The 23,134-nt window shown below is 59.5% G+C and carries 20 protein-coding genes and 2 pseudogenes; 17 read left to right on the forward strand and 5 right to left on the reverse strand.

What is annotated here, in order from left to right; genetic code table 11:
* Nucleotides 1–76: 76 nt before the first annotated feature.
* Nucleotides 77–397, reverse strand: coding sequence for a DUF7521 family protein (locus MU521_RS21850; protein WP_432613036.1), 321 nt, complete (start codon nucleotides 395–397; stop codon nucleotides 77–79).
* Nucleotides 394–741 carry an ArsR/SmtB family transcription factor gene (locus tag MU521_RS15750; protein WP_092694645.1) on the reverse strand — a complete coding sequence of 116 codons (348 nt, stop codon included), beginning with the start codon at nucleotides 739–741 and terminating at the stop codon, nucleotides 394–396. Before MU521_RS15750 ends, MU521_RS21850 begins: the two co-directional genes overlap by 4 nt.
* 147 nt (nucleotides 742–888) lie before the next feature.
* Here MU521_RS15750 and MU521_RS15755 point away from each other — a divergent pair, with 147 nt between their 5' ends.
* The 8 genes and pseudogenes from MU521_RS15755 to MU521_RS15785 all read left to right on the forward strand — a co-directional run bounded on the left by MU521_RS15755 (nucleotide 889) and on the right by MU521_RS15785 (nucleotide 8,157).
* Nucleotides 889–1,248 carry a DUF4870 domain-containing protein gene (locus MU521_RS15755; protein WP_092694643.1) on the forward strand — a complete coding sequence of 120 codons (360 nt, stop codon included), beginning with the start codon at nucleotides 889–891 and terminating at the stop codon, nucleotides 1,246–1,248.
* 360 nt (nucleotides 1,249–1,608) lie between these two features.
* Nucleotides 1,609–2,007 (forward strand): hypothetical protein, encoded by a 399-nt coding sequence (locus MU521_RS15760; RefSeq protein WP_139171171.1) that lies wholly within the window; start codon nucleotides 1,609–1,611, stop codon nucleotides 2,005–2,007.
* A gap of 131 nt (nucleotides 2,008–2,138) precedes the next feature.
* Complete coding sequence (locus tag MU521_RS15765) at nucleotides 2,139–3,416, forward strand: RNA-guided endonuclease InsQ/TnpB family protein (RefSeq protein WP_092694639.1); 1,278 nt, start codon at nucleotides 2,139–2,141, stop codon at nucleotides 3,414–3,416.
* The gene (locus MU521_RS15770; RefSeq protein ID WP_092694637.1) at nucleotides 3,391–3,648 is read left to right on the forward strand and encodes a hypothetical protein; all 258 of its coding nucleotides are present in this window, start codon (nucleotides 3,391–3,393) and stop codon (nucleotides 3,646–3,648) included. Before MU521_RS15765 ends, MU521_RS15770 begins: the two co-directional genes overlap by 26 nt.
* 92 nt (nucleotides 3,649–3,740) lie before the next feature.
* Nucleotides 3,741–4,703, forward strand: coding sequence for an ImmA/IrrE family metallo-endopeptidase (locus MU521_RS15775; RefSeq protein ID WP_092694635.1), 963 nt, complete (start codon nucleotides 3,741–3,743; stop codon nucleotides 4,701–4,703).
* A 232-nt stretch (nucleotides 4,704–4,935) separates the two neighbouring features.
* A pseudogene (locus MU521_RS21940) lies at nucleotides 4,936–5,403 on the forward strand (GIY-YIG domain-containing protein).
* A gap of 39 nt (nucleotides 5,404–5,442) precedes the next feature.
* A complete protein-coding gene (locus MU521_RS15780; RefSeq protein WP_092694633.1) occupies nucleotides 5,443–7,344 on the forward strand; it encodes a hypothetical protein in 1,902 nt (633 codons plus the stop codon).
* A gap of 126 nt (nucleotides 7,345–7,470) precedes the next feature.
* Nucleotides 7,471–8,157 (forward strand): hypothetical protein, encoded by a 687-nt coding sequence (locus tag MU521_RS15785; RefSeq protein ID WP_092694631.1) that lies wholly within the window; start codon nucleotides 7,471–7,473, stop codon nucleotides 8,155–8,157.
* Nucleotides 8,158–8,314: 157 nt separating this feature from the next.
* On the opposite strand, the gene MU521_RS15790 is transcribed toward MU521_RS15785, so the two are convergent.
* The gene (locus MU521_RS15790) at nucleotides 8,315–8,950 is read right to left on the reverse strand and encodes an IS6 family transposase (RefSeq protein WP_092694629.1); all 636 of its coding nucleotides are present in this window, start codon (nucleotides 8,948–8,950) and stop codon (nucleotides 8,315–8,317) included.
* A 152-nt stretch (nucleotides 8,951–9,102) separates the two neighbouring features.
* Between MU521_RS15790 and MU521_RS15795 the strand changes: the two genes are divergently transcribed.
* Entirely contained in the window at nucleotides 9,103–11,316 is a 2,214-nt protein-coding gene (locus tag MU521_RS15795) for a histidine kinase N-terminal 7TM domain-containing protein (RefSeq protein ID WP_092694627.1), read from the forward strand.
* 27 nt (nucleotides 11,317–11,343) lie between these two features.
* Here the strand turns inward: MU521_RS15795 and MU521_RS15800 are convergent, their stop codons facing one another.
* Entirely contained in the window at nucleotides 11,344–11,877 is a 534-nt protein-coding gene (locus tag MU521_RS15800) for a hypothetical protein (protein WP_250864813.1), read from the reverse strand.
* Between the two features lie 178 nt (nucleotides 11,878–12,055).
* Here MU521_RS15800 and MU521_RS21855 point away from each other — a divergent pair, with 178 nt between their 5' ends.
* The 3 genes and pseudogenes from MU521_RS21855 (at nucleotide 12,056) to MU521_RS15810 (ending at nucleotide 15,380) form a co-directional block, all read left to right on the forward strand.
* Nucleotides 12,056–12,349: a transcription initiation factor IIB family protein gene (locus MU521_RS21855; RefSeq protein ID WP_432613037.1), complete on the forward strand. Its 294-nt coding sequence runs from the start codon at nucleotides 12,056–12,058 to the stop codon at nucleotides 12,347–12,349.
* A 156-nt stretch (nucleotides 12,350–12,505) separates the two neighbouring features.
* Nucleotides 12,506–13,105 (forward strand): annotated as a pseudogene (locus MU521_RS15805) (transposase domain-containing protein).
* 325 nt (nucleotides 13,106–13,430) lie between these two features.
* Entirely contained in the window at nucleotides 13,431–15,380 is a 1,950-nt protein-coding gene (locus MU521_RS15810) for an archaea-specific SMC-related protein (protein WP_092694623.1), read from the forward strand.
* A gap of 7 nt (nucleotides 15,381–15,387) precedes the next feature.
* Here the strand turns inward: MU521_RS15810 and rdfA are convergent, their stop codons facing one another.
* Nucleotides 15,388–16,020, reverse strand: a complete 633-nt coding sequence (rdfA, locus tag MU521_RS15815) for a rod-determining factor RdfA (protein ID WP_092694621.1) — start codon at nucleotides 16,018–16,020, stop codon at nucleotides 15,388–15,390.
* A gap of 690 nt (nucleotides 16,021–16,710) precedes the next feature.
* Here rdfA and MU521_RS15820 point away from each other — a divergent pair.
* The 5 genes from MU521_RS15820 to MU521_RS15840 all read left to right on the forward strand — a co-directional run bounded on the left by MU521_RS15820 (nucleotide 16,711) and on the right by MU521_RS15840 (nucleotide 23,129).
* Nucleotides 16,711–17,481 carry an IclR family transcriptional regulator gene (locus MU521_RS15820; RefSeq protein ID WP_092694619.1) on the forward strand — a complete coding sequence of 257 codons (771 nt, stop codon included), beginning with the start codon at nucleotides 16,711–16,713 and terminating at the stop codon, nucleotides 17,479–17,481.
* A 121-nt stretch (nucleotides 17,482–17,602) separates the two neighbouring features.
* Entirely contained in the window at nucleotides 17,603–17,836 is a 234-nt protein-coding gene (locus MU521_RS15825) for a hypothetical protein (protein ID WP_092694617.1), read from the forward strand.
* A gap of 315 nt (nucleotides 17,837–18,151) precedes the next feature.
* Nucleotides 18,152–20,317 (forward strand): hydantoinase/oxoprolinase family protein, encoded by a 2,166-nt coding sequence (locus MU521_RS15830; RefSeq protein WP_092694615.1) that lies wholly within the window; start codon nucleotides 18,152–18,154, stop codon nucleotides 20,315–20,317.
* Nucleotides 20,310–22,595: a hydantoinase B/oxoprolinase family protein gene (locus tag MU521_RS15835; protein ID WP_092694613.1), complete on the forward strand. Its 2,286-nt coding sequence runs from the start codon at nucleotides 20,310–20,312 to the stop codon at nucleotides 22,593–22,595. The genes MU521_RS15830 and MU521_RS15835 overlap by 8 nt, the downstream gene beginning before the upstream one ends.
* 9 nt (nucleotides 22,596–22,604) lie before the next feature.
* Nucleotides 22,605–23,129 carry an acetone carboxylase subunit gamma gene (locus MU521_RS15840; protein WP_092694611.1) on the forward strand — a complete coding sequence of 175 codons (525 nt, stop codon included), beginning with the start codon at nucleotides 22,605–22,607 and terminating at the stop codon, nucleotides 23,127–23,129.
* Nucleotides 23,130–23,134 lie beyond the last annotated feature (5 nt).

A 23,134-nucleotide genomic window follows, 5' to 3' on the forward strand; every position in this document is an offset into this window, starting at 1 on the left:
CTGATCCAGTAAGTACAAATTCTCTACTGAACAGTCAACGGCAATCCATCAACAACCGATGACATGAGTAGATTCATTAAACTCTTTTCGAGATATTTGAAGTGCGTGGTGTCCAGAGACCATACAGTATCAGGCATAGCCCGACAGTCTGGTTAATAGCGCTAATCGCATACAAAATAGCTTCCTCTGCTATTGGAAATAGAAACTGGAATAATAACGGAAATGGCGTCAAGAGTACCAAAATGAACCCAGCAGCAATGAATAACATCGGTCGTTGACCATTCCGAAGATAGCCGCGCACAGCAAGGTACGCAGTACTGATCCCGAGTCCGAGGCCTACAATGGAAAAAATCAACCCAACTACCGCAACTGGGTGCCATGAACCAACGTCTATCATTTATCCCTCACCTGGCTTATGAATTCGCTGAAACGGTCGGCCATTCTTTCCCGTTTGCTGATAGTCATATCAGTATTCTCCTCGGAAATGCCAATCACAACCTGAGTAGGATCGGCGGTATACATCTGAAAGTGATGGCCATCTTCGTCATACTCCATTTCCGCATCTAAAAGGTCATAAGACGAGAGTTTGTCCGTCCGGCGATAGACTGACTGTGGTGATATATCACACACATCACTCAATTCCTCAGCTGACATCGGCCGTTTCATTGTCTCTTGGAGAATCTTTCTTGAGTGCTCGTCACTTAATATTTCCAATATGTTACTCAGATCCTCATCGGTCATCGTCTCTAAATATTCATGCGATCCACTCTACTTGTCATTGCCATACAGGAGTAAATTGGGACGGATAATAAGGGGTAGTTCACAATTCCATACCTTGGAACTGTGGCTGACGCTTCTTTTGTACTGGTTGATAACACATCGGTACCGATGACAGCGACCGTGACTGGAAGAGAGAGTAACAGCAATCAAAACACCACCATTGCAGCGTTGGTCCACATAGCCGGCCTCTTTTTTGGCTTTTTTGCCATTGCCTTTGTTTACTTGGCTACCGATGATGAGTTTACAAAAGCAAATGCAGCTAATGCATTAAACTGGCATGTTCCTCTCTCGTTGATAGCTCTGTTAGTCGTTATAATTGGCATTACTGTAAGTGAACCCGCCGGTGTAGCAATAGCAATGATACTAGCGTTGGCAACGATCTGTTTCGCGCTTATAGCAAGTATGAAAGCATACCGAGGCCGAGCGTGGAAATATCCGATAGCACCTGAGATAATTGACTTTTCATAAGTAGCGACTCTACAGCAGATCCTGCCCTGTCGAAACCGTTTTGTTCAATTTACATTTTCGTGAGTTTACTGCACATTACGCAGTTCTACTGGCTGGCTGATTCATCGGAATCTGTGTGAACCAAAGATGGCCTACTGCTGACTCCAGCCTCTATATTCAGCACGCGGTTTCTGACAGACTCTGAGTAGATCGGCGTTCAAGGTGGTACAGCGTTCCTCTGTACTGAACGATTCGCAGATGCTCTCCCACAGTTTGTGTCCCCCTGGCGGGTGGGGGAATCATCCCCCAAGAGAGCATATGTCGAACGAGAATTCCGTCACTGACACCGACCGCGCAGTCGCACAACCGAGCCCAGATCCAGTGGACTGGGAAGCTCAGATCGGCCAGTCGATCCGTGACACTGCCGAGCAGGACAGCCACGTCGAACGGGACGCCGTCACGTTCCATCCCTCGCAGTTGGCCAAGTGCAAGCGGCAGGCAACACTCGCCAAACTCGGCCTCAAGGACTTCGACACCCATACCCTCGGGACCTTCCGGGCGGGAACGCTCGTCCACGAGTGGGTTCAGTCGGAGCTGGCCGACCAGTTCCCCGACTGTGAGTTCGAACGCGAGATCGAAGAGGCCTACACTAACCCCGTCAACGGCGAGGAGATCCGTCTGACCGGCCACGCCGATCTGTGGGACCCCGAGCAGGAGATCGTGTACAGGCGGAGCAGGCCGAGTGCCTCGGGGTCGTTCGGAAATCGAAGATTTCCGTGATGACGAGAGACTCCGTCTCTCGAACCACTTGACCCCGAGGGTGAAGGCCGTAAGCTCAGGTGAGTGTTCCACTTTCACTGTGGATGGCTGACATTCAAGATAATCGCACTACTACACTCGTACTGTAGCGAATGATCGACGCACAGGCTCTCGTCAAGACGCTCGACTTCCAACTCGACATCCAGAGTGATAACGAGGGCCTGCTGTACGACGCCACACGTGAAGCACGGTGGGCGTACAACGAAACCATCCGACTCGCCAAAGAAGGCGTGGACTGGGACGCCATTCCCGACAGGGTAGCCGACGACGCTGACCTCGTGAAGAACACTACTCAGCGTGTCGTTGCGAAGGCACTCGGTGCGATGGAGAACTACTACGAATACGACGACTTCGGCCAACCGAGCCACACCAAGGGCGGAACGTACCCGCTTCGTGCGAACTACGAGGAGGGGTACAACCTGTCGCTCACCGACAACGGCGACGTTTCGTTCCGAATCAGCGCGAAGCCGTACAAGCACGTCAAGGGCGTTCTCGAAGGCGACAACGCCCACCTCGACGTTCTCAAAACCGCACTCGAAAGCGACGAGTGGAAGATTGGGACGGCGGAAGCCCTGTTCCACAACGACAATCCCGAATTGCACGTCAATGTCACCAACACCAAGCAGACCGTTCGAGACAAGCAGGACTCACGAACGGTCGTCGGCGTGGACGTGAACGAAGACAACGTGGCTCTCACCGCTCTCTCCGAGGATGGCATTGAGGACTCGTTGGTTATCGACTTCCCCGAAATCAAGTTCGAGCGTCATCGCTACTTCACGATGCGGAAGCGCGTGCAAAACGCAGGGAAGCAGAGTATGCACGACACGTTGGAAGGACGTGAGGAACGGTTCGTCCGCGACCGACTCCACAAAGTGTCACGACACATTGTGGAGTGGAGCCGTCAGTTCAAGACGCCGTGCATCGTCTTTGAAGACCTCAAAGAGATGCGCGACAGTATCGACTACGGTACACGGATGAACCGACGCTTGCACCACCTCCCGTTCCGCGCCCTTCAGTTCTATACGTCGTACAAGGCGTCGTTCAAGGGGATTCCGACTGGCTGGATTGACCCGTACAAGACGAGTCAACGGTGTTCGCTGTGCGGGCACGCCGAGCGTGCGAATCGGAACAAGAAGCGGTTCAAGTGTCGGTCGTGCGGGCATCAAGACCACAGCGACCGTGGTGCAAGCGTCAATATTGCCGTGAAAGGCATCGAGAAGCATCAGGACTGGAATGTGCCTGCTCTCAACAGCCTTCCCCAAGTGCGGAAGGTGCGACGGCGGGCATCGGGGGCCGTGGACGCCCCGACCGTGACCCACGACGCCGTTCGAGGTTATCAGACCGATGGTATCGTGGGAGTGTCCGATTAAACCACAGGAAGCCTCGGGGCTTGACCCCGAGGCGGTTCACATCAACCGGAAGAATCTCGAAATCCGACCCTGGCCGGCAGATACGACGTATCCCTTCGATGTCGACCGGCGGGCGAAACTCCTGCAGAAGGCCCGCGCGATCCGCGATGGGATCCGTGAAGCAGGCGCGATCACCAGCAAGGCCGATGTTCCCTTCGAGGACTGTGGCTGCTGGCTCTGTGGACAAGAGTAATCCAAATCCACCTCACAGCCTCTCCTCGGTGTGTTTGTTTCCCCAGGTGGGGTGAGGGAGCGTTCCATCGAGAGTGCTTCCGAACCAGACCAATGTCGACGACACACTCCGAGCAGACCGACGAAACGAACCAGCAGGAACCGAACGTTGCGTTCGACGAATCCGATTCTCGCGCCGACGATATGCGCGAGCGCCTGGATAGCTGGGTCGAGGACCTTGCCAACCTGACCGACGAAGCCCTCGCCAGCGAGCAGTTCCAGGAGTGGCTGGACGTCCAGAGCAAGTTCCACGACTACTCACACCGCAATACGCTCCTGATCAAGTTGCAGTGCCCCGAGGCAACGAAGGTTGCCGGCTACTGGACGTGGCAAAACGAGTTCGACCGTCACGTCACGGAAGGCGAGAGCGCGATCTGGATCTGGGCACCGATCATCACCAATCGGTGTCCCAAATGCGAGAATGCGCCGTCGTACCACGACAACATCGACTGTGACTACGACGAGACGGACCCGGACAACTGGCCAGAGGGGCTGGTCGGATTCAAGCCCACCAGCGTCTTCGATGTGAGCCAGACCGAGGGCGAGCCACTCCCTGAACTCGATGCCGAGGCCCACGGTGACCCCGACGGCCTCGTCGAGGCGCTGATCGACGCCGGCGAGGAGCTTGGGTTCGAGGTGGACATCGTCGCTCCCGACCAGTGGGAGCACGGGTCGAGTAAAGGCATCTGCAAGCGTCGCAGTCCCGTGACGATGCACCCGATCATCGAAGTTCGGGAACGGAACAACAGCGCCGACCTCGCACGGACGCTCATCCACGAGATCGCCCACGCGATCCTCCACTTCGAGCCCGACGAGGACGAGGAAGAAGCCAAGATCGAAGTCGAAGCCGAAGCCGTCGCCTACGTCGTCTGTCGGCACTTCGGCCTCGATGCAGCAAACTCCCGGTTCTACCTCGCCGCCTGGGATGGGGACGCACCAGAAACTGTCCACGACCGATTGAGTCGGATCTCGAACACCGCACAGGAAGTCATCGAGACAGTCGAACCAACTGATTAGCAACGGTCAACTAGTTCAGAAACCCGTTCCCGAAGTTCGGGGTTCGTGTCGATTTTGTCAAGGGATATGTCCTTCACGACCCAACTGTGGCCACCGGGACAGCGATACAGGTCGCCGTTCGTCGCCGTTTCTCGATCTTCATGAGCGTGCTCGCACACCGGGCAAGTCGCCATATGGCTCGGTGGTCTCCCAATCGAATTTGAAGTTTATCCCTTCCCGGCTCGGTGAGGAAATGCTGTCGTCAGCAGCTTCCATAGCGGCAGACCCACTAGAACAGCTGTACCAGACACTCGCCGACCTTCGCGAGCAGACCCACGGGCCGTACTATCTCGACGACGTCGACGGAACGTTGGACTGGCCCGACCGCGGTGTGTATTTCTTTTTCTTGCCAAACAGCGAGCTCGGAAGGATGTCGCCCGCAGACTGGCGACTGTCCCGGATCGGCAACGTCGGCGTCAGCGAAGGGTCAAGCAACACGCTTTGGAACCGCTTGCGACAAAACCGAGGCAACGTCTGAAGTAAGTACGCCGGTGGCGGCAACCATCGAGGCTCGATCTTTCGACTCCACGTCGGCCGTGCGCTAAACACCGGTATGTTAACTGCAGAAACGGAAACGGCGAGGTCGAAACCTGGAACGGAGCCGGCCCGAATCGACCCCGTGCGTCAAACGGCCGTTATCGGGTCCCATCTAGAGAACTAGGTCGCCAATACAACCGCCACGGCTGTGAACGCGGTGGTGATGACACGGGAGAACGGCGGCGACGGCGGGATGGGATCGACGGGCGGAACGCGACGGAAGTACCTCGCGATGGTCGGCGCGGGGACCGCGAGCGTCTTCGCCGGCTGTGGCGGGGGCGACGGTACCACCACGGCTCCCGGCGGTACCGAAACGCCTGGCGGGTCGGCGCTGTCGGCGGTCCCGTCGGGTCCCTGCCAGCAGCCACCCACTGACAGCACCACCACGTACGAGGGACCGTCCCGGATCAGTCAGGACACGACGCTCGGGTCCGACGCCGACGTGGTCGAACTCGACTACGGTCTCAGCGTCGATCCTGACGCCACGCTCACCGTCGAGTCGGGGACCACGCTCTCGTTCGCCCAGGGAACGTCTGTGTCGGTGGCGGGGACGCTCACGGCCGCTGGCAGCTGTTCGGCGCCGATATTCTTCACCGGCCGGTCGGACACGAGAGGGATCTGGGGCGGCATCACGTTCACCGGCGAGGCCAGCGGGACCCTCGACCACGTCCTCGTCGAAAACGCCGGCTCGGAGGACGGCGCCGGCGTCGAGATACGGAGCACCGGCCCAGTCGCCGTCACCAACTCGGAGATCCGGGGAAGCCGGAACTTCGGGATCTCGGTCGACTCGGTCGCCCGCCTCGAGTCGTTCAGCGGCAACGGAATCACGGGCAACGCCGAGCCAGTCGAAGTCACGGCGAGCAACGTCGACGCCATCGCCGGCGACAACGCGCTGACCGGCAACGACACCGATCGACTGTTCGTGTGGGCCTCGATCGACTACGTGGTCCCGGAGGGGGAGCAACACACGTGGGCGAATCCGGGCGTCCCGCTGTACCTGAACCAGAACCGACTCACCTTCGAAGTCCGGGGCGACCTGACGCTCGAACCGGGGATCGAACTGCGGGTGGCGGAGGGCAACGGCATCTTCGTCACCGGGTCGTTGAACGCGGCGATCCCCGGGGACGACCTCCCCGGAGAGGGAGCCGTCGAGAGCCCGCCCGAGAACGCCATCACGATCCGCGGCGCCCAGGCCACGCCCGGCTTCTGGGAGGGGCTGATGTACGCGGAGACGGCGGACGCGAACAACGTCCTCCGAGGCGTCGTCGTGCGCCACGGCGGCGGCGAGCTCGGCGGTCGCGGCATCTACCAGGAGCCGGCGGGCGTGAGCGTGCTGACCGGCTCGCGCCTCACCCTCGACGGAGCGGTGATCGAGGACAACGACGGGTACGGGCTGTTCGTCAATAAGGAGAACGAACTCCAGACCGTCGACCGAACGCGCATCAGGAACAACGTCGAGCCGGCGATGCTGTACGTCACGACCGTTCCCGCGCTGGGGACGTCGACAGATTACTCCGGCAACGAGACGGACCGAATCGAGGTCGTCAACCCGACGAACGCGATCGAGACCTCGATGACGGTGCCCGCCGTCGACGTCCCCTACCGGTTCTCGCTGAGCCAGGTGGGGACACTTGTTCGGATCGCAGCCGACGTCGTGATCGCCGACGGGACGGAGATCCAGTTCGGACAGGACGCCGGCATCGACGTGGATCACGGCGGTTCGCTGACGATCAAGGGCAGCGAGACCGACGACGGCGGCCGGTCGACGGTGCTACGTGGCGAGGAGGCGACCCCGGGCTTCTGGAAGGGGATTCGCTACTTCGACACCCGAAGCCAGGACAACGTCATCGACGGCGCGGAGATCCGTCACACCGGATCGTCGAACTGGGCGAACATCGAGCCGCCGTCGAAGGCGGCCGTGGCGGCCGCGGTCGCGGCGGAGGCGACGGTCCAGAACTGCCTGATCGCCGAGTTCGAGGGCGCCGCGTTCCAGGCCTCCGGTGATCGGGCGCCAGCGGGCGATCAGACCTCGACGATCACGACGTCGAACAACGTGGTCCGATGACGGCCGTCGCGACGGAAGCCCAACGCCCCGCACGGGACCGCAGCGACTGCGCTCCCGGTCCCGTAACACCGGTATCCTAGCCAGCTAGATCCGGGATAGGAGTCCACGACGGCCGTTGCCCGACGTATGTCCGACGACTCGGACGGACGGCAGGCATCACGAACGGAATCGTACCGGCGACGCGACGTCCTGGGTGCGCTGGGGGCTGCGGGTGCCCTCGCGCTCGCAGGATGCGCCTCCGATGGTGGCAGCGACGACGATGGCGACGGCGGCGGTGAGGACCCAGACGACGGCGACGATGGCGGCGATCCCGACTCGACCGCGACGTCGGGTAACGCCGACGGCGGGCGATCCGGCGGCGACGGCGGACAGCGAGTGGCCTGTGGCTCGCCGTCGTTCGCGTACCGGACCGAGACCTTCCAGCCCTCGACCGGTGACGCGACGTTGCAGACGTCGGTTCCCGAACGTGCGTCGGTGCGGAAAACGACAGGCCTAACGGCACAGATCTACTACCAGAACTATCAGACCGACGCGCTCAGCCTGTACGCGACGTACATGCCGGCGGGCACCGCCGACGACGCCGCCGCTGGCATGGCTGGTGCGGAGGACGTCACCGACGAGTACGACCCCACGGTGGCGGGCACGCGGGTCGTGCGGACCGCCTCGGATGACGGTCGTCGCGTGCTCAGGGCGTTGCAACCGGCCGACGACGGCTACTTCGATGTTCGCGTGACGATCGGCGAGCGAGCGTGTCCGGAAGCGACCGCGGTCGCCGCCACCGAGATGATCGACACTCTCCGGCCGACCGGCTGAGTCGCCCTCCGAACGGGCTGGGTGCGTTCGTTCTCACGATATCTAGGACACCACCGTTCGGAGACGCTCTGAGAGAGATCGTTTTCTTTATCGACACTAACGCCCGCCCGCGTCCGTTCTCACAATCCCGCATCCGGGCACTGCCAGGGGGCATTGTTCAGATTAGCTGGGTCCATGCGAACGCGAAGGTTTGCAGCCAATTTTCGGCCGACTCAGGAGTTGCGTTGCGGAAATGATTAGCAAACTGTTCGGTTCGTCGTTTTACCCCATTGAAGACACGTTCGACGGCATTCCGATTTCCATGAGTGACGTGCTGAAATCGGAGGCTTTCTTCAAAGAGCGCGGCCTGTAACCATGGTGCGCCATCGACGAGAAACACGGCGTCGGCCACGTCATGTTTCTCTTGGAGTTCCTGCAGGAACTGTTTTGTCAGGACGATGGTTCGCGTCGGAAACAGCCGCACATGGAGAAATTCGTTCGTGTCGGGATCGACCGCGGCGTACAGCCAAAATCGTTGATCGTTGAGTTGAATCACTGTCTCGTCGACCGCAACGTGATTCGGGCTCTTTCCGCCTTCGGGCTGTAGATCGGCTTTCTGCCCCCAGTTGTGGACGGTGGAACGAGCGCGTTGGACACCGAAGCTATCGAGAACACAAACAGTGTCTGAAAGCGATAGTTCAGCCGCGTGCAGGTGGATACTGAGCCGCATCAGCGGCTCCGGTGTCGCCTCGCGCTCCACAAAATCTAATTCGATGCAGTCGCTAGAACCGCCGAGGCGGTCGATTTCTGGCATAGGCACCACAAATTTCGACCGCCTCGTCCTTCAGACCTTATCTGAACAGTGCCCTGCCAGGGAGCCGAATAGTTTTTCCGTCCGGACTGTTCACTGACCTGATATCGATCGGTCGGATCCGACGGGGGTCCGGCACGTCGTCTGTGTAACACATGGTACCGAGCTTTCGAATCGTCTTCACCGCGGCCCTCCTTCTCTCGGGGGCCTCGACGCTGGTGCTGGCCGTGTTCTCATACCGGCAACGGGAGAAGCCGGGGGCACTGCCCTTCGCCGGTCTGGCCGCGTCGCTGGCCCTCTGGGCGTTCGTCTACGCCGTGGGAATCCAAATTCGGAACCCGACGGCACGGATCGCCATCCTCCAGATCCAGTGGCTCGCTCATCCGTCGGTCCCGCTGTTTCTGTTCCTGTTCGGCCTCAGCTACACGGGCCACGACGAGGTCATCACGCGTCGGACCCTGCCGCTCATCGCCGCAATTCCGATACTCGTGGTGGTGGGCGCCTGGACGAACCCCTGGCACCACCTCCTCTGGACCGACCAGGTGATCCATGTCGTCGACGGGGTGTCGGTCCTCGTTCCCACGTACGGCCCGCTGTTCTGGATCAACATCGTCTACGGCTACGGCATTGAGGCCGTCGCCATCGCGATGCTGATCCGCCTCGTCTACGAGTCCGACTACCTCTACGCCGATCAGTCGGCGCTCCTGTTGCTCGGGATCGCCATCCCGTTCGTCGCGAACGTCCACGAGATATTCATCGTCGGAGCGACTCCGGCCGTCGACTGGACGCCGATCGCCTTCGCCGCCAGCGGAGTGGCCTTCGGCGCCGCCGTGTTCCGGCACCAGCTGTTCGACCTGATCCCGGCGACCCGGACGCTCGGCCGCGACGACGCCATCACGCAACTGGAGAGCGGTATCGTGATCATCGACAGCGACGACCGCGTGGTGTACGCCAACGGCGAGGCCGGCGACATCTTCGAGCGCGACCCTCGTGACATGCTCGGCCGGCAGGTCCAATCGTTCGTTGACGAAGAGTGGGTCGACTTCGACGCGGTCGACGCCCTCGCTGAGGCAGAACGCGGGGGCCGGACCTACGAGATCCGGACGTCACCGATCACCGACCGCTCGGGCCGGGAGATCGGTCACACCCTCGTCCTCTACGACGTCACTGCCCGGAAGCGCCGCGAGCGCGAACTCGCCACGGTCAATGAACTCAACGCGCTGATCCGCGGGGTCAACCAGGCGCTGGTCTCGGCGACCAGTCGCGAGGACATCGAGTGTGCGGTCGCGGCGCACCTCGCCGACGCGGACCTCTACGAGGGCGTCCGCGTCGCCGACGTCCAGACGTGGATGGGGGAGGCCGACCGCTGGCGCGTCTCGGGCACAGGCGTCGACGACGATTCGGCCGCGACCGTCAGCGGGGGACACGGCGCGATACCACCCGAACTCGATATCGATCGCATCCGTGCCGAGCGGGACGGGACCGCGGACGGCGACGCGCCGGTGACGGCCGCGATCCCCGGTGACGCGACGGCGAGCAACTGGCTGATCGTCCCGATGGTCTACGGACGGACGGTCTACGGGGCGATCGGACTGGTAACCGACCGGACGGACGTCAGCGATCGCGAGCGGGAAGTGCTCGGTGAACTCGGCGAGCTCGTCGGCCATGCCATCAACACCACGGAGTCGCGGCGGCTATTCGCGACGGACGGCGTGATCGAGATGACCGTCGCCGTCGAGGACGACGCCGACCCCGTCGTCGCGGTGACCGTGGGCTGTGACGCCCGGATCGACGTCGTCGGCATCGTCCCGAAGAACGGCGAGGGCAACCACGCTTTCCTGGAGGTGACGGGGGGCGACATCGAGGCGATCCGGGATCGCCTGGCCGCTGCGGACGTCGACGTGCGGATCGTCGAAGGGGACGGTGAGAGCGGTTTCATCGATGTCGCACTCGACCAGGCCACGTCCCTGGCTCCCATCGCCGAGCGCGACACCCAGCTCCTCCGCGGGACGGTCGCCAACGGGACGGCGACGTACGAACTGCTCGTTCCCACCGCCGCAGAGGGTCGGACGTTGATCGACCGGCTATCCGCGGTTTTCGACGGGACGGACCTCCGCGCCAAGCGAGAACGCGACCATCCGTTCGACACGATGGACGGGATGACACCGGAGGACCTCGAGAGCCTCACTGACCGCCAGCGCGAGGCGCTGGAGGTCGCCTATCGCGCCGGCTACTTCGAGTGGCCCCGGGACGCGAACGCCGAAGAGGTCGCCGAATCGATGGACATCACGTCGCCGACCCTGCACAGCCACCTGCGCAAAGCCCAGCGGACGCTTTTCGAGGACCTCTTTGATCGCGATCCAGAGTGATAGGCGCGCCGGGACCGTCCCGGCTCGTCAGGCGAGCTGTGCCGACGTTATCGCGCGTTCCTGCACAGCCGTCACCGGATCAACGCAGGCGACGTTGCCGCGGAAGGTCGCCTCCACGGCGACGAGTCTGGTTTCGGTGGGAAAGAGGATGCTGAGCGTTTGTGGTACGCCGAACCGTTCGTCGTCGGCCGCGACCGCGGCCGCGTCTGAGGGAACGTCGTACCGGTCGGTGACCTCGCGGAGTCGCCAAGTCTCCAAGTGCTCGTCGACCGTCGACTCGCCGTAGTTCAACGCGCCGACGGTGACGGCGACATCACCCAGGCTGACCTCTCGACCGGGGCCGGTTTGCACCGCGTGTGCACGAGACCTCGGGATCTCGGCGGACGCCAGCACCTGATCGTTGTGGGAGAGTTCCGTGCGCTCGTACGAGAACGGTGGCGACGGACAGTTCCCGGTCGGAGTACCGGAACTGTCCCCCGCGGAGCCGGGAGAGTTTCCCGGCCCGTCGCTGGAGCAGCCCGCGAGTGTTAGGACGCCCGCAGTCCCGACCGCGCCGAGCACGTCACGTCGTCGGTACGAATCGCCGGTTCGCGTCTGCTGTCCGTCCGGAGTGTCGTCGGACATGGATCAGTCCGGGACTCCCACCCACTCTTACCCCGGCACTAGCTGACTAGAGCCGGTACTCCGGCGACCGTCGTCACATCGCATTCGGAACGCCTACTCAGTCCTGAACCGGGAACTGGGGCTTCCCGTTCCACCACAGCAACCTGTCGCCTTCGTTCCAAAACTCGCGTCTGAGGTCGATACCTCAGCTGAGACACGACACGAAGCATCTCAAATCGCGGAGCGTGCAGCAGAGACAGGACGCTCCAGCGGACGAAATCCAGCTGGGGTAGCAGCTGCCTGTCTTGAGATAGCTGCTACTGACACCGAAGATGAAATCACGCAAGAGGAGCTTGCGGCAGCAGCTGATGTATGTTCTGCAACTGTCCGTTCAAATCGGGACACGCTCAAGAAACAGCTACGAAGGTGATTGCCGACTGGATTGTGGGCATCTTCTTTCTGAGATCTGTCTTTCCACAGATGAAGTTTGTAAGCAATTTTATACGTTTCTTATTTGGGCTTTGATGAAAAATGTTAGCAGCACATATATAATTGTTAATATGATTGCATCTGAGTTTAAAAGAAGCTGAGGGAGCGTGATCCGACGATATCACCCGTCAGGGCGTTCGTCATCCCACTTTACACTATTGATTGTACACTCAAAGAGACAACATCATTTCTGGCAGAATTAGGTTGTGAATGCTCTCAACAAGCAGTTTGGCAGTGTGTACATCGGCTGGCTGACAAGGTTCCTGATCCGCCAACCACTTACCCGTCGCGGGTCGGTGTCGACGAGACCGCTGTCAAAATTAATGGAGAGTAGTCTTGGTTGTATAATAAAATATAAATCGACACAAAGCTAATCTCTGACGCCGAGTTGTTCGGACACTGCAGCACTGATCAACTGATTGCGTTTCTGCCTGAATCCTCGGAACAGCACGATCTTTCAAACGCCACGGTTTTCATCCATTTATTCGTTCAGCGGCCTGACATTCCTTAATTATGATTAAACGGTCGTGTGGACCATACCGGCCGACCCTCATAAAAAATGGTTTCTCACGCCCAAAATGCGACTTGACTGTTTCCATACTTCGTTGGGGAAATCCGGCGGAGCGGTCGCCTATGAATTGCGCTATTTGTACATTACTGTATCCGTCTCAAACCACACCTATCGCTTCCCGATTGAATGCCAGCCGACGGGGTACTGAATTAGAAAGTACCGGGAAATCTTATTTAACCATCAACGAATATATAATACATCTTTGTTATTTAGAATGTTATACTATCGCGAGTGAGTGTATTGTGTAAATTATATTTTCTGAACCGGTTGCTGTCGGTAAACCTAAATTCAATTCGGACAAAGGCCATCTGAAGTTGGCGTCCCGGAACTTATGTTATGCTGAAAACTCAGCGCTTCAGAGTTGCCAATCTTAACGGCGGATCACCATACAATGGGCATTAGCGATGATACAATAGCTACTTATTTATTCGTCCGTTCAGTTCCTGTGAGTATGTCAAAAGCTGATTCCGCTGTTTCAGAAGCGACAGTCCAAGCCGAGAATATCGGGGGGATTACGAGGACGAAAGTCAACATCCCAGCAGGTGTGACTATTCTTTCTGGAGAAAACGCCACGAACCGGACATCTTTTTTACAGTCGATTATGGCTGCGGTAGGGAGTGATGATGTCACACTCAAGGGTGACGCCGACCAAGGAGAAGTACAGCTCACTATCGGTGGGGAAACGTATCACAGGACCCTCCGTCGCACGAACGGGTCAATTGCATTCGGTGGCGATCCGTATCTCGATGATGCCACGCTCGCTGATCTTTTTGCCTTTCTGTTAGAGTCGAACGAGGCCCGCCAAGCGGTGGTCCAGCAGCGCAACCTACGAGAACTCATCATGCGGCCCGTCGACACTAACGAAATCAAGGCCGAAATCGACCGGCTCGAACGTAAGCGCAACGAGATTGACGACGAACTTGAGGAGTTGAATTCGCTCAAGGAAGAACTTCCATCGTTGGAGGAGCGAAAACGGGACCTCGAGGACCAAATCAAGACAAAACGAGAGGAACTCGCCGAAAAGGAGGCAGAGATCGAATCAGCTGACGCTGATGTCGACGAAACCCGCGAGGAAAAACGCGAACTCGAATCACGGCTGGACGACCTCCGTGAACTCCGGTCGGATCTCGAATCCGTCCGGTCCGACATCGGCGTGCAGGAAGAGAGCATCGCATCACTCAATCGTGAGTTAGCCGATCTCAAATCCGAGCGCGAAGAGTTACCTGACACACCGATGGGTGATCAAGAAGAGATCGACCGAGAGATCTCGCGCCTTCGAGAGCAGAAACAGACGCTCGAATACGAGGTTAGCGCCCTTCAGGATATCATCCAGTTCAACGAGGAGATGCTCGAAGGCGAAGAAACAAATGTTACTGACGCACTCACAGCAGAGGATGACTCCTACGAAGATCTGACTGATCAACTGCTCGAATCTGAAACGACGATCTGCTGGACGTGCGGGAGTGAAGTCGATCCTGAGCGAATCGAAGACACTCTGGACACGCTCCGGACGGTCCGGCAAGACCAGATGAGCGAGATCCGCGAGTTCGAGGACCAACTCGACGAACTCCGCACAGACAAGCGTGAGCGGGAGAAACAGCAACGCAAGCGAGAATCGCTCGATAGTGAAATAGACGACCTGGAAGCCGAAATTGAACGGCGAGAGAGCCGACTCGACGACCTCCAAGAGAAGCGAGACGAACTCAGCGACGAGGTTGAAATGGTCGAAGCGGAGGTAGAATCACTGGAATCAGAGGATTTCTCGGAGATACTCGATCTCCATAAGGAAGCCAATCAGTTGGAGTTCGAGCTGGGCCAGCTCGAATCCGACCTCGACGACGTTACTGATCGGATCGCGACGATTGAAGACCGACTGACCGACGAAGAGGATCTGCAAGCTGAGCGCGAGGAGATCAGCGACGAACTCGAGACCCAGCGGACGCGAATCGATCAGATCGAACAGCAAGCCGTCGAAGAATTCAACAGTCACATGGACGACGTGCTTGATCTGCTCGGCTATGAGAACCTCGCGCGCATCTGGATCGAGCGCATCGAGAAGACCGTTAGAGAGGGCCGGCGCAACGTCGAAAAGACCGTATTCGAGCTCCACGTCGTGCGAACCACCGAATCCGGAGCAACCTACGAGGACACGATCGATCACCTCTCGGAGAGTGAACGCGAGGTGACCGGCCTAACGTTCGCTTTAGCAGGGTATCTCGTTCACGATGTCCACGAAACAGTGCCGTTCATGTTGCTCGACTCTCTCGAGGCGATCGACTCCAATCGGATCGCCGATCTCGTCACGTACTTCTCAGACTACGTGCAATTCCTCGTTGTCGCACTCCTCCCCGAAGACGCTCAAGCACTATCCGATGACTACACTCGCGTGACTGATATCTGAAATCGCGTTACCCTGATTGGCAATCGCATCCACCTTGTTGTACCAATTCTACGAACCCGTACTGTGAGTTACAGTCCTCACAGTGGACGCTAATGTCGATAAACAGGCGAAACTCGCCGAGGGTGATTTTGTCGGTCCCACGGAGTTGGTCGAGACTCTGTTCAGCCACCGAACGGGTGCGTGATTTCAGTCGCTGAATGGTGTCGATTACACTGTCTATGCGATCTGTCTGGCTCTGACCCTCGTACTCCGCCCCACGGTATTCCTTGAGATACGAGCGAATCGCCTGGTACGTAACGAAATCCCGTTCGAGTTGGTCGACATCGATGTCGTTTTGTTCGAGTCGTCGCCGAGCTTCAATTCGGTTGCCGCTGCTCACGTCGTCGTCGGTGAGCAGTCGATAGATGTTGGCAACTTCACCGTCGACCGTCGACATCCCGGCGTCCGTAATCGCGGCTTCGAGCACACGTTCGTTGAACCGATCGGCGAGCGATCGGAGGCTCTCGCGTTCACTCCTATCGGCGGTCCAGAGTGATTCGAGACGGTCGCCGTACGCTTCACCGAGGCCGTACTCGTCGATCAGACGGGCGACTTTGCTGTCGACCGTATTTCCCTCTTCCTCCTCGCTATTTGCCACCATCGTCTACAACGAACTACGACGGATCAATCATTAAAACTGGGGATGTTCACCAGGGAGTTGTGGCGTGGAAGCGAGGGATCCGAAAAGAATAACAAAAATATGTTTGTTATTTTGATGGCGAGCAGCCGGTTCCGGTACAGTCGGCACGTCAGTTCCCTCGGAACCGCCTGGACACTCCAATCCGAGTTGTCCGAAACCGGTTCGGTCTTGCGGAGTGGATCCACTCCCACTTGTTCACGTACATCGAATAATTATTTGATGTCATACATTAATCCTTCTGTGTGGATTCATCTATTCCAAATTGGCAGGGGTTATAGAGCCGTAGAATATTATCGTATATTCGATATACTCAAAGTATTGGACCTCGTCCCCTTCAGTAAATGTTCGCCACTCTGCCACGTTCCCGGTGGCTGATCCCCACTGACTGTCTCACGATGTATTCAAGCGGGCATCTCCGCCGTTGTCCGTCCTCACGAGGAAGTTCGCGGATTCGATACTAGTAAACTGGTCGTTCATGTTGTCACGGGACATCGTGGCGAATCCGTTTTTCGGTTGGTTTTGTCTTTCACACTAGAATCGGGAATTTATATAGGTGTATTCGATATACTCGTCTCAGTGGCGGCAAGCGATACGCGTTTCGATGGGACCCATACGAAAATACTAATACAAGGTGGGGTGTATCATGTTAGCATGGCACTCTCCGAACCCGGCCGGATGGTCAAATCGGCCCGAACTGCGTTCGAGATCATCGAGTACATCCACGACCACGGAGGGGCAGATCTAGACGAGATGACCGACGAGTTCGACCTCGCAAAGAGTACACTCCATGGATATCTTTCGACACTCGAGTCGCTCGAATACCTCGTGAGCGACGGCGGAAGCTACCATCTGAGTCTCAAATTTCTCTCTCACGGGATCGCTGCACGCAACTCCGTACCAGTATCCGGACAGGCCGACACGATCCTATCCGCGCTGGCCAACAAGACTGGTCTAGTAGCTTGGCTCGTTGTCGAGGAACACGGCCGGGCGGTCTACCTTGACCAAGCAGTGGGTGACGAGGTCGGACAGACCTACGGTCGTATTAGCAAGCGAACCGATTTGCACGGCCCTGCTGCCGGGAAGGCTATTCTGGCCCATCTCTCCGACGGGAAAATCGACGCAATCGTGGACAACTACGGGCTTCGCGGACGCACAGACTACACGATTTCAAGCGAGGATGAACTCCACGAGGAGCTTTCGACGATTCGACGACAGGGGTACGCGACCAGCAAGCATGAGGTCGCGCTGGGTGTCCAGTCCGTGGCAGCGCCGGTTCATCACGAGGGCAGCGTACTCGGTGCCATCAGTGTCTCCGGCACCTCAAATCAGATCGACGACCGATATTTCGAGGAGGAGCTCCCGGCCGTGGTAACGACGGCAGCGGCCGATCTTTCGGACCGGTACGTTGAGCAGCACGGCTAATTTGCGATGACTCCCTCTCGAGCCCAGGAATTGCGGCACTACAGCGCCCCTGCGACGACCACGATGAGGGTGTTCGTGGTACCGCCATAATACTTTTTTCGACTGCGGTCCGTGATTATATATGGTGCGCATTGAGAACCCCGATTCGTGCGCCATCTGTGGAAACGAGCTGCCGGACGATCCGACGTGTGTCACGCTCCCGGGTTCGTTCACGCCCGCGATGACACCCCTGACGGAGCCCGGGATTCGGAAGATCGCCTTCTGTAGCGATCGCCATCGGCAGGACTGGCTCGACGCCAAACGAGGGGAATGGCCAGAAGGCGTTGAAGGCGGGACGCCGGAGGAGAAAAACTGAACCGCTCTGTGACTGGATCTGTATCGACCGTCACGAATCACGATCCATGATGAACGTCTCGTCGCTGAATATGAATTGTTTCGTGGGCTGTGTCGTGTTCGGTGTCACCGCGCGGGGACGCTTGGTCACTCTATGAGCAGCGTGACCGTCTCCGGCGTCCGATTGCTGCCCCGGTGTAGGGATCCGTCCACATTCCCGCTCGGATCGCGATTATACAATTGATGATTAAAAAACAGTAAGGTTTTTGTTAATCGGTTCTGTGGTTATGGGTGGCACGGGATGTGTGGTGACAATTCCCGTGGAGGTTAGCCACCGATGAGTACTGAGGATCAATCAGAACACGAACCTCGGCTCCTCGCCCTCGACACGGGCGGAACCATGACGGATTCGTTCATCGTGGACGAGGAGGCGAACTATACGGTCGGAAAAGCACAGACAACGCCAGACGACGAATCAATCGGCGTAAAGAATTCCTTCGACAACGGGCTGGGGTACTGGGGGACCTCATTCAGCGAAAGCGCGGCCTCTCTCGACGGTGTCGTCTACGCCGGGACGGCCATGCTCAATCGACTGCTCGAACGCGAGGGTGAAGGGAACATTGGCGTCGTCACGACGGCGGGTTTCGAGGATCACCATCGGATGGGACGTGGGATCGCGAGCTGGGCCGACCTGTCGTATTCGGGTCGCCTCCACGCTCGGGAACACGAACATCCCGATCCGATCGTTCCCCGTGAAAACATCAAGGGGGTCCGCGAGCGCGTCAACATGCTCGGAGACCCGGTCGTCAGCATCTACGAGGACGAGATCCGGGAGGCCGTCCACGACCTCCTCGACCGGGACGTCCGGGTCATCGCCGTCTGCATGATCTTCTCGTATGCGAACCCGGAACACGAACAGAAGGTCAAAGAGATCGCCGAGGAGGTCAAAGACGAGCGGAACGATGACACGCCGGTGTGGCTCTCGAGCGAGCAGAATCCGGTCCGCGGGGAGACGCCACGGCTAAACACGCTCATTCTGGAAGCCTACGCCGTGGAGCCGTCGCGGGAACAACTGTACAGCATCGAGGACCAGCTACAGGACGAGGGCCTGGACTCGCCGTTCCGGGTGCTAACGTCCTCCGGTGGAACCATCGCGCCTGACCACGACTGGCTGGCCGAGACGATGCTGTCGGGCCCCATCGGCGGCGTCTTCGGGGGCGAGTTCCTCTCGGAGAAACTCGGCATCGACAACCTCGTCTGCTCGGACGTCGGAGGCACCAGCTTCGACGTGGCGCTCATTACGGAGGGGCACTACCCGACACGCTGGGACCAGACCCTGGCCCAGATCCCGACCAACATCCCGATGACTGCGCTGGACTCCATCGGCTCGGGGACCGGGTCGTACCTCCGCGTCGACCGCGCCTCGAATCGTATCGAGGTTGGCCCGGACTCGGCGGGCTACCTCGTCGGCGTTGCAAACGAAGACGCCGGGGTCGAAACCCCAACGGTCACCGACTGTACGGCATTGCTGGGGTACATCAACCCCGACTTTTTCCTCGGCGGCGATATCCCAATCGACGTCGATGCCGCGAGGGAGGCCATCGACGAGCAACTCGCCAGCAAACTCGGCGAGGATCCCGTCGAGACAGCACGTGGCGTGCTCGACATCGTCGAGCGCGACATGGCGAACGAACTTCGGTCCATGGTCCACGGGCTGGGATACTCGCCGGAGAACTACAACCTCATCAGTTACGGTGGCGGTGGGCCGCTCCACGCGGCCGGGTACACCAAGCCTCTGAACTTCAAGGACGTCATCGTGCCCGACTGGGCGGCCGCGTTCTCCGCCTTCGGCACCGCCTGTGCGGATTCGGCGTACCGGTACGACCAGTCCGTCGACATCATCCTCCAGCCCGACTTCAGTAACGCCGATGAGGTAGCAGATATCTTGACCGGCGTGTTCCACAAAGTGCGTGACAAGGCAGCCGATGCGTTTAGACGGGATGGTATCGACGTCGACAAGATGGAATTCCAGCCGGCCGTCCGCGCCCAATACACCGGAATGCTCGACGACCTAGAGGTCGAGATCGAGGAGTTCTGGGACGGCGAACTGAATGGCGGGGACATCGAACGGATCGTCGAGAAGTTCGAAGACGAGTTCGGTCGCGTGTTCCAGCGTGCGGCCCGCTCGCCCGAGAACGGTTATCAGTTCACCGTCGCGATCGGTGAGGGTGTCGCACCATCGCCAAAGCCCACGCTCCCTGATGAGGAGCCGGTCTCGACTGACACGCCGCCGGAGCAGGCCCACAAGAGTGAACGTGCCATCTACTGGGAGGGCGACTGGCACGATGCTGACATTTGGGACATGGACCACATCCAAGCGGGGAACGTCGTCGAAGGGCCAGCAGTCACAGAGGCGCCCGCGACGACGATGCTGGTCCCGCCGGGCTTCGAGGCATCGCTCGACAACAACCGCATTTACCACCTGACTCAGACCAATGAGTAAGCCAGAATCCGAACTCCACGATCCCGAAACTACCACCCGCGACCGCGAGTTCAACGACGTAGAGCCACCGATCGGCTGGGACGGTCAAACGCTCCAGGAGATGCTCAACGAGAGTGAGCACCTGCTGGAGGAAACCGGCCACTACCGCGGCCTCGACGAACTCGAACTCAAAGAACAGGACCCGTTTCAGTACGAACAGATGTACTCGCGCCTCCGTGGCGCGCTCGTCTCCGCCCGTGAGACGGCACTCCACGTGAGCGCCTCACCGATCGTCCGCGAGATCGGGGAGCTGTGCTTCCAGATCTACACCCCGGAGGGCGACTCGGTCGCAGTCTCGACAGGCATCATCGTCCACGTCCACACCGGCTCCCTCGCGATCAAGTACATGATCGAGGAGGACTACGAACACGGTCGTGGCATCCAGCCGGGAGACGTGTTCTGTAACAACGACAACGACCTCGGCAACGTCCACACCACGGACGTCCACACGTTCGTCCCCATATTCTACGAGGACGAACTCGTCGCGTGGGCCGACGGCGTCACCCACGAAATCGATATCGGCGGGATGACTCGCGGCCACGACCAGATCGCGTCTACCAACCGGCACGAGGACGGGCTGTACGCGACGTGTGAGAAGATCGGCGAGGACGACAAACTGTACCAAGACTGGCGGGATCGCGGCCAGCGCGGCGTGCGGACCCCGATGTACTGGGACCTCGACGAGAAGTGTCGGCTCGCGGGCTGTCACATGATCCGCGAGGCGATACACGAGATGATCGACGAGGTCGGCGTGGAGACGTTCAAACAGTTCCTCTACGAGGCCGTCGAGGAAGGTCGCGAGATTATGGAGTCCCGGGTCAAAGAGCGCATGTTCCCCGGGACGTATCGGGAGGCCGGGTTCCACCCAATCCAGTGGGAGGACAAGGCCTGGCAGCCCGGTGCCCAGCAGAACATGATGAACCACCTCCCCGTCGAGATGACGATCGATGGGGACGGCGAGATGGAATTGGACCTGGAAGGTGCTACGCCACCAGGTCCCCACCCGTTCAACTGTGCGAAGGGGTCGATGGAAGGTGCCCTCTGGGTGTACCTCACCCAGTCGCTGCTACACGACGGGAAAGTAAACGACGGGGCCAACTACGCGGTCGACACCAACTATCCGGAGGGGAGCGTGGTGAACCCACAGGACCCAGAACGCTCCTACCACACCCCATGGGCTACGATCTTCTCGACCTACCTGGCGGTGTCGAAGTGTCTCTCCAACGGATTCTTCTCGCGGGGCTTCCGCGAGGAGGTGATAACTGGCTACGGCGAGCCCGGCGACGCGCTGCAGGGCGGCGGGAAGCTGAAGGACTCCGTGGCCGACGCCATCCCGGACGCGCTGGGTGACTACTGGCCAGTCGGTCCGTTCGACTTCTCGTGTCAGGGGCTGGGAGCCTCGGCGTGTCGCGACGGACTGGACTACGGCTACGCGATGTTCAACCCCGAGGCGGACCTCGGCGATGTCGAGGAGTGGGAGCAAACCCAGTGGGGGCTGTTGCAGCTCAGCCGACGGGTCAAGCCCAACACTGCCGGCCACGGCAAGTACCGCGGTGGCTCCGGCTGGGAAGGCCTTCACACCATCATGGGCAGCGAGGACGTCTCGATGTACGCGTTCAGTATCCCCACAGTGACGTGGTCGGCCGCTGGGATGTCCGGCGGCTACCCTGGGGGCACCAGCTACTCCGTGCGCGTCCACGATACCGACCTCGCCGAGCGGGCCGCCGCGGACGAGCCCTACCCCCTCGACGACCAGCCGGTTGGGTCCCTCGAGGAGCAGATCGAGGGCGAGGAGGTCATCCGTGATCAGGACGGTATGTTCTTCCCGGAGGAGTTCGAGAACCACGACCTGCTCCGCTACCAGACCAGCGGGGGCCCCGGCTGGGGAGATCCGCTGGAGCGGCCACCGGCGAAGCTCAAGGAGGACATCGAGGAGGACATCTTTACCCCGGATATCGTCGAACAGGTCTATGGCGTCGTGGGCGAGTACGATGCGGACGACCGCGATTTCACCGTCGACGAGGAGGCGACCAAACAGCGGCGGAAAGAAATCCGCGAAGAGCGCGCCGAGCGAACCCAGTCCTTCGAGGAGTTCTTCGAGGCGGAGCGAGAGCGTGTCGAGGAAAGCGACTGGAACGACGGCGTCCAGTACATGTACGAGGGCGTGTTCGAGCAAAGCGACCAGTGGGCCGAGGAGTTCCGCGAGTTCTGGAACCTCGACGACGCCTACTCCCCCTAGGTGATACCAATGACTGACTTAGACAAACACCGCGTCGAATCGCTGATTGAGGGCGAACTAACCTGGGACGAGATGCGCAATGACGTGCTCCCGGATCCGAAGGACCCGGACCGCTTCGAGAAGACTCGTGAGGTCTTGCAGGATCGCGTCGACTGGGACGATCCCATCCTCGTCCCGCTAAACGATCACCTCTACGTGGTCGGGACCGACGACGGCCGCGTCGTCAGGGCAGAGTGCGGCGAAGACCTCTGTGAGGTAGACGAGAACTGGAAGCGCTCCTGTGAGGTCTTCGTACGCGAGGACGCCGAGGAGTTCGAGGAACTCTACGAGGAGTACATGCACGTCGACCCGGACTGGGCCTTCGAACTCCGGGAGTGGTACTGCCCAGAGTGCTACGAACTCATCGACGTCGACGCCGTCCCGGTCGGCTATCCGGTCATCAAACCGTTCGACCCGGATATCGACACGTTCTACGAGGAGTGGCAGGGACGCCCGGCCCCTGACCGCGAGAGCACGGAGACAGCGGCGGACTGAGGCTG

Source organism: Halorientalis regularis (assembly GCF_023698535.1).
GTDB classification, from domain to species: domain Archaea; phylum Halobacteriota; class Halobacteria; order Halobacteriales; family Haloarculaceae; genus Halorientalis; species Halorientalis regularis.